Raw genomic sequence first — 13,272 nt, 5'->3', positions numbered from 1 at the left:
CCATGGAGCAGAGCCTGCACCGTTTCGTGCGGTTGCTTCGATTGCGCGGGATGCGGATCTCGGTGCCGGAGATTCTGGACGCGATGAACGCGGCGGCGCTGCCGGGCGTTCTCCGGGACAAGGCTCTGCTGAAGGAGGCGTTACGCGTCGCGCTCGTGAAGGATCGCGACGCCGATCCCGTGTTCGACGCGGTGTTCGACCTCTACTTCGCCCTGGTTCGGGTGCAACCGGAGGACACCGGGCACGGTCATGGGCACGGTCACGACGACCTGTCCGACTCGGGCGAGCTCGACAACTTCACCCTCTCGGAGGAACCCGGGCAGCTGCCGCAGCAAGGTCACGAGCACGGCAAGCCGTCGGACATCCGTGAGTACTTCGACCCCGACGACCTTGCGACGCAGTACAACCTGCACCAGGAGGCGAACAAGATCGACCTCGCGTCGATGACGGACGAGATCGTGTTCAGCCAGGACGCCACGGCCGTTCTCGGCGAGGGCAACCGGGTGCAGATCGAGACCGACCACCTGCACGGCGGCGCCGCACCGGGAGAAATCTCCACGGCCACCGGAACTCGCGTCGACGCGGACCTGTCGATCGCGGATCTGTCGAAGGCCCAGCAGGACGCGCTGTTCGGGTGGCTCGACGACCTGCCCGACGACGTGCAGACGGACGTCACCGACGACGCAGCAGATCTACGCCGTCGCCTGGCCGGTGTTCTGGCGAACCTGCCGGCGGCCCTGAAGAAGCACCTCGAGTCGCTGCTCGCGCTGGAGAACCGGGTGGTCGAGGGTCGCGAGGAGTCCGTCGCCAAGGTCGACCACGTCGGCGAGCACGAACGCGCCGAGCTCGAGGAGACGTTGCGCCGGCTCACGCAGAGCCTGCACGGAGCGCTCACCCACCGGCAGAAGGCCGGTGCGCGTGGGCGTGTCGATTCGTCGCGGACGATGCGACGGAACATGCGCTACGACGGCGTTCCCTTCCGGCCGGTCACCGTGCAACGTAGCGAGGACAAGCCGCGCCTGGTGCTGCTGACGGACGTGAGTCTGTCCGTGCGCGCCACTGCGCGGTTCACGCTGCACCTCGTGCACGGACTGCAGGACCTGGTGAGCCAGGTGCGGACGTTCGTCTTCGTCTCCGAACTCGCCGAGGTCACCGACCTGTTCAGCGATCATTCCGTCGAGCACGCTCTGGGGTTGGTGTTCGGAGGCGACGTTCTCGACGTCGACGCGAACTCCGATCACGGCGCGGCGTTCGCGCAGTTCCTCGAGGATCACGGCAATGCGGTGAGCCGCCGGACGACGGTGCTCGTGCTCGCCGACGGACGCAGCAACGGCCTGGACCCGAACGTCGAGGCGTTCGCCGAGATCACCCGGCGCGCACGCGAAACCATCTGGCTCACCCCCGAGCCCCGGTACTCCTGGGGTCTCGGATCCTGCGATCTCCCGCTCTATGCCGAATACTGCCAACGTGTGCGCGTGGTCCGGGACCTCACCGGACTCACGAGCACAGCAAATGCACTTGTCGAAGAACAGGTAGGACGATGACGCTCACCGCAGAGGACATGCCCGTCAAGCAGAGCCGGTTCACCCGCGACGAAATTCCCCGGTTGCTGCTCCTCGTCGGCGTCGTCGTCGCGCTGCACGCACTCGGCTGGGGCCTGTTCGCGCACTACAACTCGATCCCGCGCATTCACGAGTTGACCGGCGCCGACGGCACTCTCGTCTACGCGGGCGCCGGAATTCTGGCCTACACCCTCGGCATGCGGCACGCGTTCGACGCCGATCACATCGCCGCCATCGACGACACCACTCGGTATCTGCTGCAGAAGGGAAAACGGCCGCTGTCGGTCGGAATGTTCTTCTCGCTGGGACACTCGACCGTGGTGTTCCTGTTCGTCACGGCCATCGCGATCGTTGCAGCCAAGGCAACCGCGTTCCAGGAGGCCTTCGAGGGAATCGGCGGCATCATCGGCACGCTGGTGTCGGGCACGTTCCTGTATCTCATTGCTGCTCTGAACTTCGCGGTCCTCGCCGGCATCGTGCGGGTGTGGCGCCGAGCGAAGCGTGGCGAGTTCTCGGAGCAGACTCTCGACGAGCTCCTCGCCAAGCGCGGTTTCATGAATCGCCTGTTCCGGGGCCGGTACAAGTTCATCAACCATTCGTGGCAGATGTATCCGCTGGGGCTCCTGTTCGGCCTCGGGTTCGACACGGCGACCCAGGTGGGACTGCTCGCCGTGGCCGGCACCACTGCGATGACCGGGGGTCTGCCGCCGATGGCGATCATCGCGCTGCCGATCATCTTCGCGGCCGGCATGACGACGATGGACACCATCGACGGGGTGTTCATGTCCAAGGCATACGGGTGGGCGTTCGTCACGCCGATCCGCAAGATCTACTACAACATCACCATGACGAGCCTGTCGATCTTCGTCGCGTTCGTCATCGGCACCATTCAGCTGCTGTCGCTGCTGGGTGAGCAACTCGGTCTCACCGGCGGGATCTGGGACCTTCTGGCCTCGGTGAATCTGAACGTGGCGGGTCAGCTCGTCGTCGCCACGTTCTTCGTCGTCTGGATCGGCGCCGCCGTCTACTACAAAGCAGCCCGCATCGACGAGAAGTACGACCGTCTCCTCCTCGAATGACGAACTGCCCCGACCTGTCCGATCGGGCAGGGGAAGACGGGCGATCCGGACGTAAGCTGGGTCACATGCGTGCGGCCAGCGGTACAGCGTCGGCCTTGCCGGACAGGGTCGTGAAGTTCCATGCCCCCGAGATCGTGTTCGGTCTCGGGTCCACCAGTGAGGTCGCGTTCGCCGTCCAGCGACTCGGTGGTGTTCGTCCCTTGCTCGTCACCGACCCCGGTCTGGTGGAGGCGGGGTGGGCGTCGGAGCTGGAGAAGGATCTGAGCGGCTCCGGCACGACCCCGGTGGTCTGGTCCGCGCTCACGCCCAATCCCAAGGACCACGAGATCGAGACCGGTCACGCGGTCTATCAGGAGCAGGGCTGCGACGTGATCGTCGCTCTCGGCGGCGGGTCGGTCATGGATGCGGCGAAGGGCATCGCCATCCTCGCGTCGAACGGTGGTCACATCCTGGACTACGAGGGTGTCGACCGGGTGTCGAGTCCCATTCCTCCGCTGGTCATGGTTCCCACGACGGCGGGTACGGGCGCCGACGTGTCGCAGTTCTGCATCGTCACCGACACCGCTCGCGGCACCAAGATCACGATTCTGGGGCGTGCGCTGGTTCCGGACATCACGGTCATCGACCCGCGCCTGCTCACGACCATGCCGGAATGGCTCAGTGCTGCAACCGGACTCGACGCCCTGACTCACGGGATCGAGGCGTTCGTCTCGCTCGCACACAATCCGCTGACCGACCACCACGCTCTGCGTGCGGTCACTCTGGTCACCAGCACCCTTGCCGCCACGATCCGCGAACCGGACGTCATGGCGACCAGAACGGTCATGGCGCAGGCCAGCCTCGAGGCGGGCCTCGCGTTCACCAACGCGATCCTCGGCGCGGCGCACGCGATGAGCCATCAGGTGGGCGGCCTGCTCGACCTTCCGCACGGCGTCATCAACGGGGTCCTGCTGCCGCACGTCATCCGGTTCAACGCCGGTGCCGACGCGCGGCCGTACGTCCCCATCGCGGAGAACCTGGGATTACCGGAGCATCGCGGAGAGCCCGAGGAGGCTGCGTTCGCCGTGGCGGAGCGCGTCGAGTCGTTGGCGCGGGAGGTGGGCGTTCCGCGCACCCTCGGCGAACTCGGGGTGCGTGAGAGCGACCTGGACCGGTTGGCCTCGTTCGCGCTACAGGACGCGTGCATGGCCACCAACCCGCGCACTCCCACGCACGCCGACATGGAAGCACTGTTCCGGGCAGCGCTGTGACCAGCGCACCCGACTTCTCGCGGCTCACCGGACTGCGTTCCGGCAAGAGCAGCTTCTACCCGCAATATCGCGGTGCGGCGGAACGCCTCGAGCGCGTCGTCCATGCGCTGGAACTGATTTCACAGGCGTTGGTCAAGACCGTCGAGGGCCCGGAGACCTTGATCTGCGCCGTCGCCGAGGCCGCTCGCGCTCACCTCAGCGCGGAGTGGGTCGTCTTCGCATTGGCCGACGGTGCCATCCCCGACGCCGGCCCGAGGCGGTTGGTGCTCGGGCCCGACGCCACCCCGTTTCTCGTCGACAACGTCGAGGGTCCGCCGCTGCCGGACGCCGTCGTCGACTGCTTGGAGGACATCCGGACGTCCCGCGTCGCCCCGAACGCCGGCCCGGTGGTCGACGACCACTTCGCCTTCGTGCCGATTCGGCTGAACGGTGGGATTGCCGGGGCGTTCGCGGCCTGGACGACTCCCGGGCGCACCCTGGACGCGACGGACGGCGCCGTGCTGAGCATCCTTGCATCGCAAACTGCGGTAGCACTGCAGAATTCGGCCACCTTCCAGGGTGCTCGTCGCACCGCCGCCGATCTGGCCGTGCGCAACGCGGAACTCGAAGCGACGCAACGTCAGCTCAGCGCCGTGCACCGGCACCAGGTGCTCGACGACGAACGGCACCGCATCGCACGCGAGCTGCACGACAGCGTGACGCAGGCTGTCCTGTCCGCCGGAATGCAGATCGAAGTGTGCCTGGGCGACATCCCCGCGAACGAGCGCAGCGAACGTCTCGACCTCGCCAAGGACCTGACGAGACGTGCTGTGGAGCAACTGCGTTCGGCGATCTACGCACTGAACCACTCGTCCGATTCCGCCCGATCCACGCTCCCGGAGATGCTGCATCAGCTCAGCGTCGTGCACATGCCCGACGAGCTGCAGGTCGGTGTCGACGTCGACGGAACCGCCGTGGAGCTGTCGGGCGAGATGGAACACGCACTCCTGCGTATCGCCGGTGAGGCGTTGTTCAATACCGCCGTGCACGCCAACGCTTCTCGCGCGACACTGCACCTCAGTTACCGGGAAAAGTCGGTGCTGCTGTCGATCGACGACGACGGTGACGGCGATCCCAAGAACCTACGAGTCATCCTGCGGCTCGCGGAGAACGACGGTCTGGGCGGACATCACAGAGGACTGGTGAACATGGCGGCACGCGTGCGGGAGTTCGGCGGGGTGTTCGAGGTGCGGCGCTCGCGGCTCGGTGGTATCCGGATCTCGGTGAAAGTGCCGATATGACAACCATTCTGCTCGTCGACGACCACGCCATCCTTCGACAAGGGCTGCGGTCCGTGCTCGAACGCGAACCCGACCTGCGCATCGTCGGCGAGGCCGCGTCGCTCGACGAGGCGACCACCGTTGCGGCGCATCTGGAACCGGATGTGGTTCTGATGGATCTCAAGCTGTCCGCCAGCTCGGACTACGAGGGTCTGGTGCTCTGCAAGGCGCTGTCGAAGTCGCACCCCACGATGGGGCTGCTGGTGCTCACCACCTTTCTGGAGGAGAGGCTGGTGGTCGAGGCCGTCCACGCCGGCGCCCGCGGGTACGTCGTGAAGGACGTCGACACGACCGAGCTGGTGCGCGCCATTCGCGCCGTCTCAAGGGGTGAATCCGCCTTCGATTCGCGCAGCGCCTCCGCCGTCGTTCGGTCGCTGAACGGCAAGGGCGACACGGAAGGTCGGCTCACCGAACGCGAACTCGAAGTGCTGCGGTTGCTCGCAAGTGGGTTGTCCAACAGCAGCATCGGCACCGAACTGTTCATCTCTGCCACCACCGTCAAGTTCCACGTCAGCAACATCATGCGCAAGCTGCACGTGAGCCGGCGCGCGGAGGCGGTGTACGCCGCCAGCAAGGGAGGGTTGATCTAGCGCGTCACGCTTCGAGAACCAACCAGCCGCCGTGATGCTCGGAGACCTCGAACGGCCGTCCGCTGCGCTCACCCACGGCGGTGAGCGTGTCCAAGTCGAACGTCCGGACATGCCCGTGGCAGGCCTGCGCTTCCTCCTCGAACGGCACTGCGATCACCACCCGGTCGCGGGCTATCCGCAGCGCTTCCCGAACGATGCGATCGCCGAGGTCGGAGTCCACGTGTTCGAGTAGGTGCAACGCGGTCACGGTGTCCGCCGAGCCGTCGGCCACCGGCACATCGCCGCCGTCGCACACCAGGGTCTTCACGGTGAGGCCGAGGTGGGGGAGTACCTCGTCGAGCAATCGCACTGTGCCCGAATGGATGTCGGTCGCCGTCACGTCGTATCCGTGGGTGGCGAGGCGAAGCGGGAAGAACCCGAAGCACGAACCGAGGTCGAGCACACTTCCCCGGACCAGGGTCTCGGCCCGGGCGTGGATCGGCGCGAAATCGGCTGTGCCGTCGAGTAGTTCGCGCAGCGAGTTGCGGTAGTACGTGGCCCACGCTCGCACCGGATCGTCGACGGTCGACAGCACCAGACCCACCATCACCGACTCGAACTCCGACTGGTCGGCTGCCCGCGCCGTCACACCGGCGACGAGACTCTCGCTCAGATCCCGCGGTTCGAGGTTGTGCTGCACCGTGAGCCGGCCCCCGCTGCGCAGCACCCGTAGTTCGGTGGCGCCGGCGCTGCGTTCCACCGTCACGTCACCGAAAGACCACCGTCCCGCGGCGAGGCACGGTGCAAGAGAATCGAATTGCTCCACGGAGGCGGTCACAACAACCCACTGTAGGGCGGTGCGGACCTGGTGACCAGTGGCCCCGCGAGGTGGCGGGGCGCGCACCTGCCCGACCGGACGGTCTTCGTCGATCGACCGACTTTTGCGCCCCCGGTGCTGATTGACTGCACTCGAAACCAACCACAGCTATGGAGGACAGCATGTCGGATTCGAAGAACGAAACACAGACCGATCTCGTCGAAGAGGCCTTGGTGGAGGAAGTCTCCATCGACGGCATGTGCGGCGTGTACTGAGCTCATGAACCTCGATCTCGGGTGGCGGTTGAACCCGAAGGTGGCGCTACGTCCCGAGCCGTTCGGGGCGTTGCTCTACCACTTCGGTACCCGCAAGCTCTCGTTCCTCAAGAACACCAGAATCGTGGAAATCGTTCGATCTCTGCCAGACCACCGCGACGCCCGCTCGGCAATGCTGGCCGCCGGCGTGTCCGATGCTGCCCTCCCTCGGTACGCCGCCGCACTGGGTGTTCTGGCGGACTCGACCATGATCGTTCCCGCACTCGTGAAGGAAGACCTCGAATGACCTCCTCACTCGCACAGCCGGAATCGAAGGTCGGCCGCTTGGTCGATCAGTTCGAACTCGGCCTCGACGCCCCGATCTGCCTGACGTGGGAGTTGACGTACGCATGCAACCTGTCCTGCGTGCACTGCCTGTCCTCCTCCGGCCGCCGCGACCCGCGCGAGTTGTCCACGGAACAGTGCAAATCGATCATCGACGAGTTGCAGAAGATGCAGGTGTTCTACGTCAACATCGGCGGCGGCGAACCCACCGTCCGCAGTGACTTCTGGGAACTCGTCGACTACGCCACCGCCCACCAGGTCGGAGTCAAGTTCTCCACCAACGGCGTCAAGATCGACCAGAACGTCGCCGCCCGGCTCGCCGCGTCGGATTACGTGGACGTGCAGATCTCCCTCGACGGCGCCACCGCCGAGGTCAACGACGCCGTCCGCGGACCCGGCTCGTTCGACATGGCCGTCCGGGCGTTGAAGAACCTGCGGGACGCCGGATTCAAGGATGCGAAGATCTCCGTCGTCGTCACCCGCCACAACGTCTCCCAGCTCGACGACTTCACAGCCCTCGCCGACGACTACGACGCCACGTTGCGGATCACCCGGTTGCGCCCGTCCGGGCGAGGGGCGGACGTGTGGGACGACCTGCACCCCACCGCAGGGCAGCAACGCCAGCTCTACGACTGGCTCGTCGCGAACGGTGACGGGGTGTTGACGGGGGATTCGTTCTTCCACCTCTCCGCCTACGGTGACGCCCTGCCGGGCTTGAACTTGTGTGGCGCGGGTCGGGTGGTGTGTCTGATCGACCCGATCGGTGATGTGTATGCGTGCCCGTTCGCCATTCACGAGCAGTTCCTCGCCGGCAACATCCTCAGTGACCGCGGGTTCCAGTCGGTGTGGCAGACCTCGGAGCTGTTCCAGGAGTTGCGGTCTCCGCAGACCGGTGGGGCGTGCACGAAGTGCCAGCATTTCGATTCCTGCCGGGGTGGGTGCATGGCCGCGAAGTTCTTCACCGGCCTGCCCATGGACGGCCCCGACCCCGAATGCGTGCAAGAGTACGGGGAATCCGCTCTCGCCGCCGACCGCGGCGCCGTCCCGAAGTCCAGTGTCGATCACTCCCGCAGCGGCAAAAGGGCCACCCCCAAAGCATCGGTGCCGCTGACACTGCTCGTGGGGCAAGGCGGAGCACCAGTGAAGATCTGCGACGAGAACCCGCTCGCGGGAATGTAGGAGAAGCCATGAAGTGGATCGAAACCGTTGCCGAAGCGCAGCGCCTGGCGAAGAAGCGTCTCCCGAAGTCGGTGTACTCCGCGCTCATTGCGGGTTCCGAACGCGGCACCACCCTCGACGACAACACGGGAGCCTTCGCCCAGTTGGGGTTCCAGCCTCGTGTTGCCGGCCATTCGGCCAAGCGCGACATGGCAACTCGGGTCATGGGCCAGGACATCTCGATGCCGGTCATCATTTCGCCGACCGGTGTGCAAGCCGTCGACCCGGACGGTGAGGTAGCCGTTGCGCGCGCCGCCGCCGCTCGCGGGATCGCCGTCGGGCTGAGTTCGTTCGCGAGCAAATCCGTCGAGGAGGTTGCTGCGGCCAGCCCGCAGGTGCTGTTCCAGATCTACTGGCTCGGCACCAAGGAGGAGATGGTGGCGCGCATGGTGCGCGCGAAGGCGGCCGGTGCCGTCGGCATCATCCTCACCCTCGATTGGTCGTTCTCGTACGGTCGCGACTGGGGTTCGCCGCAAATTCCTGAAACGATGAACCTCGCGGCGATGCTCAAGTTCGGACCCGAGGCAGCGCTCAAGCCCGCGTGGCTTCTCAAGTTCGCGAAGAGCGGCAAGATTCCGGATCTCAAGGCGCCCAACGTGTTGCCTGCCGATCAGGAAGCGCCGACGTTCTTCGGTGCGTACGGCATGTGGCAGGCCACGGAGCCGCCCACGTGGGAGGACATTGCCTGGCTCCGCGCGCAATGGGACGGCCCCTTCATGATCAAGGGCGTCTCGCGTGTGGACGACGCCAAGAGAGCCGTCGACGCCGGTGCCTCCGCGATCTCGGTCTCGAACCACGGCGGTAACAACCTCGACGGCACGCCCGGTGTCATTCGCGTGCTGCCCGCGGTGGCCGACGCCGTCGGTGACCAGATCGAGGTGCTTCTCGACGGCGGCATCCGGCGCGGATCCGATGTGGTGAAGGCCGTCGCTCTCGGCGCCCGCGCGGTGATGATCGGGCGCGCTTCCTTGTGGGGTCTCGCCGCAGGCGGCCAGGCCGGTGTGGAGAACGTGCTGGACATTCTCCGCATGGGCATCGACTCCGGTCTCCTGGGCCTCGGGCACAGTTCGATCGACGACCTCTCGCCCGACGATCTGGTGATTCCGGACGGGTTCTTCCGCCCCCTGGGAGTCACGCAACACTCGTGAACCACTCCGCAACAAAGCCTTCGGGTACGGAGTAGATCTCGGGACCGGGAAGCTGCGGTGCAGTCGAGCTGTACTGCCGCCCGCTCGGGGTGAGGACGCGGTATGTGTGCCGGCCGCGTGCGTTCAAGGGTCTCGAAAACCACCCGGGTTGGTTCTTGACCTGGTTGCAGTGGGCGCAGAGGCCGGCGCCGTTGTGTACCGACGTCGGCCCACCCGTCGCGTGCTCGACGATGTGGTCTCCGTGGCGGATCGGTGCGTCGCAGTACGGAGTGCGGCAGAGCTGATCCCGGATTTCCAGCCACCGTCTCAGTCCGGCCGGGAACGTGCGCGACTTCGATTCCATCGCAACGAGTTCCCCGGTCCCGGGTGCGGTGTACAACCGTCGGAGCTCGACGTGAACGTCCGGATCGGCGATCGTTTCCTTGAGTATTCCCGCAGGCACGGGACCGAGACCGCTGACGTACCCGGGAGCCTGTCCGCTGCCGAACAGCGCTCGGTCGGAGATGGTCACGTTCACCGTCACCGGAATTTCGCTTGCATTGTCGACGCCGACAAGACGATTGACGAACAGGTCGGCCATAATCTGGTCTCGGGTGCGACCGTCGGACTGCCCGGCGGCGATGAGGGAATCGGCGTCACGGCGCAATGTGGCCCACACCGCGACCGTCTGTGTCGTCGTCAGCAGAGCGGTGACGTACCCCATGCAGTCGGGAGCTGGTCTGGTGGTGACGCGACGTTCCCCTTCGGCCTTCTTGGCCCGCTTGGCCACGGCCGCGTTGTTCAGCTCGATCGCGCGGATCTTCACGCGCGCTTCGACGGACGCATCTCCACAGTCACGCAGCACGTTCGGGTTCGAACACAGCTCCCTGTCGATCTGCCGGCGCTCGTCTGCGGTGAGACCGTTGGTCTCGCGAATCAGAATCTCGGCACGCTTCTCGGTCAGGATCCCGCGGGCAAGGAGCTCGAGGGTGTGCGGCATATCGGTGGCGAGCACGCGTGCGCGGGCGTTCCAGTGGCTGCCGGCCGCGGGCGAGGTCTTCCGTGCCAGTCCCAGCTCCGAAGCCAGGCTCTTGCCGGAGTCGATGCGCGTGACGACGGTGCCGTCACTGACCACGCGCGGAGCGGTGACGGCGGCACCCAGCGTCACGGTCGGCGCAACCTGCGCGGCGGCGCATGCAGCTTTGAGGGATTCGAGGACGGCGATGCGTTCGTAGCGATCGGCGTCCGTCGGGTCGTCGACGGGTGCGGCCAGGCGCATCATGAATTCGTGTATCTCGCTGTGGGACAGCGGTTCTACTGTCATCTGATATCTCCCCCCGGTGATGTCGACGCACAGTATCAGCCGCCTCCGACAAACAACTTCGACCGCAACACCCGCACCCGTCCCGCGTAATCCTGCAGCAGCTCACGCAGTCCCGCGTCCTCGACGTCGAGCCGGCCCGTGGGGCCGATGGCGACGAGAGCTCCGGCCACGGCGGAGTCGTCGTCTCGCACCGGCACTGCCAGCGCCGACCGTCCGACGCGTGACTCGTCCACCTCGGTGGCCACCCCCGACTTCCGGACGCGGTCGAGTTCTGCCGCCACGGCGTCCTCGGCGGTGAGCGTCCGTGACGTCACCCGGGCGAAGTCGACGCAACGGTGCGGGGTGTGGGCCAGCATCACTTTTCCGACGGCCGAGGCGTGCGGCGAGGTCGTCATCGTCTTCTGCCCGACGAGTTCGTGGTCCGGATCCTTGTCGACGATGCGGATGCCGTCGGGAGTGAATCCGGCCAGATGGATACCGAACCGAAGCTGTCCGCGCAATTGGGTGAGGACATAGGCGTTGTCCGTCGGTTCCTCTGCGGCACCGGCAAGTTCGCGTGTGCGGCGGCCGAGTGCGAATCCAGACAGGTCCTCGATGCGGACGAGGTATCCCTCGGCGACGAGGACGTTCAGGAGGCGGTAGGCGGTGGCCGGCGGCGTCCCGGTTGCCGACGCGATCTGTTTCGCGGACGCACCGGGCCCGATCCGCGCGACCGCCTCGAGCAAGGCGAGTGCCCGGCCTATCGTGTCTGCGCTCATGGCGGCGATACCAACGCGGGTTCGCCGCGGCGGTTCGTACCGTACGAGACGGAACCGGGAAGTGCGTCGTCGGAATCGGCCGAATCGAAGACCCCGACCGCGCGCAGGCCCGCCGGGCGCAGTCGCCTCAGCGCCAGTGCTGCGAGGGGGCCGGACGCCACCACCGCCGCGAGGGTCAGCAGAACCGGCCAGTTGTGCTCAACCGCCGACACGGCCACGAGGTAGGCCAACACCGCGGCTCCGCTGACTCCGGCCAGCACGGCGGCCACGCGGGAAGCCGCCGTCGACTCACCGATGCGTCGGAGGAAGAGGACGGACGCGGCGGCGACCGTGACGTACGCGACGACGAGACATCCGCGCGCGACCAGGCTCAGATTCGGGGACGGCGAGAGTGCGCCGGGTCGCAGCAGAGCGAGCGCGCAACTCACGGCGCCGACCCCGCCGATGACGATCAGGAGCGCACCGAACGGTGTTCGAAAGGTGCTGTGGACCAACCGGAACGGGGAGGGAACCAGCCTCTCGACCCCCATCGTGTACAGCAGGCGTGACGACGCGTTGAACGACGCCATGGCCGACGCCCACCACGAACACATCAGGGCGACGTTCACGGCCGCCACCACGAGCGGAGCGACGCCCGTGCCGGTGCCGTGCAGGTAGGCGTTGATCAGAGTGTTCCCTCGGCCCGACCACACCGCGATCGCCGCGAGGGTGAACAGAGCCCCGCAGATCAACGGCGTCCACAGCACCGTCCTGGTCACCACGGTGAACGACTTCCGGGTTTCCGGTCCGAAGAATGTGGCGCTCTCGAAACCGGCGAGCGAGAACACGGCGGCGAGGGTGAGAAGCAGCAGCCCGTGGGACGCACCCGTCGGCGGGACGATCGCGGTCTGCGCGTGAGCATCCGGGATCGCGAGCATCACACCGATGAATGCGAGCGAGCACACTTCGATGACCATGATCGCGATCGCGGCGAACCGAACACCGCGCAGCAGAATGCCAGCAAGAACGACGGCCGCGCAGCCGTACACCAGCACCGTTCCGAAGGGCCCGCGAGCATCGATCCCTGTCAGCAAGAGGAGTGCGGTGAGCGCTTGTCCGCCGTGATAGAGAGTCAAAGCTGCACTACCGCAGTACTTCACGGCCATGGCTGCGCCGACGGAGAGCGCCGAGCGTGGACCGACGCCCTGCGCGACGAAGCTGTACAGCCCGCCCGCCGCCGCCATCCGCCTGGTGAATTGCGAGATGCAGACGGCCAGCATCGACATCACGAGAGTCGCCGCCGCGATGGTGACGATGCCGCCGGCCAGCGAACCGTGACGCAGGATGGTCACCGGCAGGAGGACCATCGACGCTGCGGGCGCCGTGGTGGCGACCGACTGGGCGAGTACCTCGAACCCCGACAGTCGACGCCGACCCAGGGCCCTCAGGGGCGAATACGCGCGGGTGGTGTCCTCCGCCGCGAACGAACGTGCGATCGCGGCGTCGAGCGCCGATCCGGACGGAAGGGACATTCGGTCACGCTAGCCAGGCAATGTTGCAGCTCTGTTGCACCGATGGGTCCGGCGCGGGACACGCCTCGAGAATCGTCGCAATCCGTTCTCACCGGCCGCCTCGTAACTGTTTCGCCGTCGTCTCGGCTGCGACAAAACC

At 66.5% G+C, this 13,272-nt stretch carries 13 protein-coding genes; 9 read left to right on the top strand and 4 right to left on the bottom strand.

The genetic code is table 11. The features are described 5' to 3' along the window. The first annotated feature begins 2 nt into the window (after window positions 1-2). From AC59JP_RS15925 to AC59JP_RS15905, 5 genes are all read left to right on the top strand, one after another. Window positions 3-1,544: a VWA domain-containing protein gene (locus AC59JP_RS15925; RefSeq protein ID WP_497326773.1), complete on the top strand. Its 1,542-nt coding sequence runs from the start codon at window positions 3-5 to the stop codon at window positions 1,542-1,544. Continuing rightward, window positions 1,541-2,641: a Nickel transporter NicT gene (gene nicT, locus AC59JP_RS15920; protein ID WP_497326772.1), complete on the top strand. Its 1,101-nt coding sequence runs from the start codon at window positions 1,541-1,543 to the stop codon at window positions 2,639-2,641. Before AC59JP_RS15925 ends, nicT begins: the two co-directional genes overlap by 4 nt. Window positions 2,642-2,706: 65 nt before the next feature. After that, entirely contained in the window at window positions 2,707-3,891 is a 1,185-nt protein-coding gene (locus tag AC59JP_RS15915) for an iron-containing alcohol dehydrogenase (protein WP_497326771.1), read from the top strand. Then, window positions 3,888-5,171 (top strand): MadS family sensor histidine kinase, encoded by a 1,284-nt coding sequence (locus AC59JP_RS15910; RefSeq protein WP_497326770.1) that lies wholly within the window; start codon window positions 3,888-3,890, stop codon window positions 5,169-5,171. The genes AC59JP_RS15915 and AC59JP_RS15910 overlap by 4 nt, the downstream gene beginning before the upstream one ends. Continuing rightward, entirely contained in the window at window positions 5,168-5,800 is a 633-nt protein-coding gene (locus AC59JP_RS15905; protein WP_497326769.1) for a MadR family response regulator transcription factor, read from the top strand. The genes AC59JP_RS15910 and AC59JP_RS15905 overlap by 4 nt, the downstream gene beginning before the upstream one ends. A 4-nt stretch (window positions 5,801-5,804) precedes the next feature. Here the strand turns inward: AC59JP_RS15905 and mftM are convergent, their stop codons facing one another. Further along, a complete protein-coding gene (mftM, locus tag AC59JP_RS15900) occupies window positions 5,805-6,605 on the bottom strand; it encodes a mycofactocin oligosaccharide methyltransferase MftM (protein WP_497327088.1) in 801 nt (266 codons plus the stop codon). Between the two features lie 173 nt (window positions 6,606-6,778). On the opposite strand from mftM, the gene mftA reads away from it, so the two are divergent. The 4 genes from mftA to mftD are packed head-to-tail and all read left to right on the top strand — an operon-like array spanning window position 6,779 to window position 9,561. Then, a complete protein-coding gene (mftA, locus tag AC59JP_RS15895) occupies window positions 6,779-6,871 on the top strand; it encodes a mycofactocin precursor MftA (protein ID WP_497326768.1) in 93 nt (30 codons plus the stop codon). 4 nt (window positions 6,872-6,875) lie between these two features. Continuing rightward, a complete protein-coding gene (mftB, locus tag AC59JP_RS15890; protein WP_497326767.1) occupies window positions 6,876-7,157 on the top strand; it encodes a mycofactocin biosynthesis chaperone MftB in 282 nt (93 codons plus the stop codon). Then, entirely contained in the window at window positions 7,154-8,374 is a 1,221-nt protein-coding gene (gene mftC / locus AC59JP_RS15885) for a mycofactocin radical SAM maturase (protein WP_497326766.1), read from the top strand. The genes mftB and mftC overlap by 4 nt, the downstream gene beginning before the upstream one ends. 8 nt (window positions 8,375-8,382) lie before the next feature. Continuing rightward, window positions 8,383-9,561 carry a pre-mycofactocin synthase MftD gene (gene mftD, locus AC59JP_RS15880; protein WP_497326765.1) on the top strand — a complete coding sequence of 393 codons (1,179 nt, stop codon included), beginning with the start codon at window positions 8,383-8,385 and terminating at the stop codon, window positions 9,559-9,561. Here the strand turns inward: mftD and AC59JP_RS15875 are convergent. Genes AC59JP_RS15875 through AC59JP_RS15865 form a run of 3 tightly spaced genes read right to left on the bottom strand, consistent with a single transcriptional unit; the run spans window position 9,545 to window position 13,133 of the window. Continuing rightward, window positions 9,545-10,864, bottom strand: coding sequence for an HNH endonuclease (locus AC59JP_RS15875; protein ID WP_497326764.1), 1,320 nt, complete (start codon window positions 10,862-10,864; stop codon window positions 9,545-9,547). The two genes, mftD and AC59JP_RS15875, sit on opposite strands and share 17 nt — an antisense overlap. A gap of 35 nt (window positions 10,865-10,899) precedes the next feature. Beyond that, entirely contained in the window at window positions 10,900-11,622 is a 723-nt protein-coding gene (locus tag AC59JP_RS15870; protein WP_497326763.1) for an IclR family transcriptional regulator, read from the bottom strand. Then, window positions 11,619-13,133 (bottom strand): APC family permease, encoded by a 1,515-nt coding sequence (locus AC59JP_RS15865; RefSeq protein WP_497326762.1) that lies wholly within the window; start codon window positions 13,131-13,133, stop codon window positions 11,619-11,621. Before AC59JP_RS15865 ends, AC59JP_RS15870 begins: the two co-directional genes overlap by 4 nt. Between the last annotated feature and the right edge of the window lie 139 nt (window positions 13,134-13,272).

This window comes from Rhodococcus sp. 320_ES (assembly GCF_059691855.1).
The sequence above is the reverse complement of the archived record's forward strand: the minus strand, read 5'-3'. Positions and strand labels throughout refer to the sequence as shown.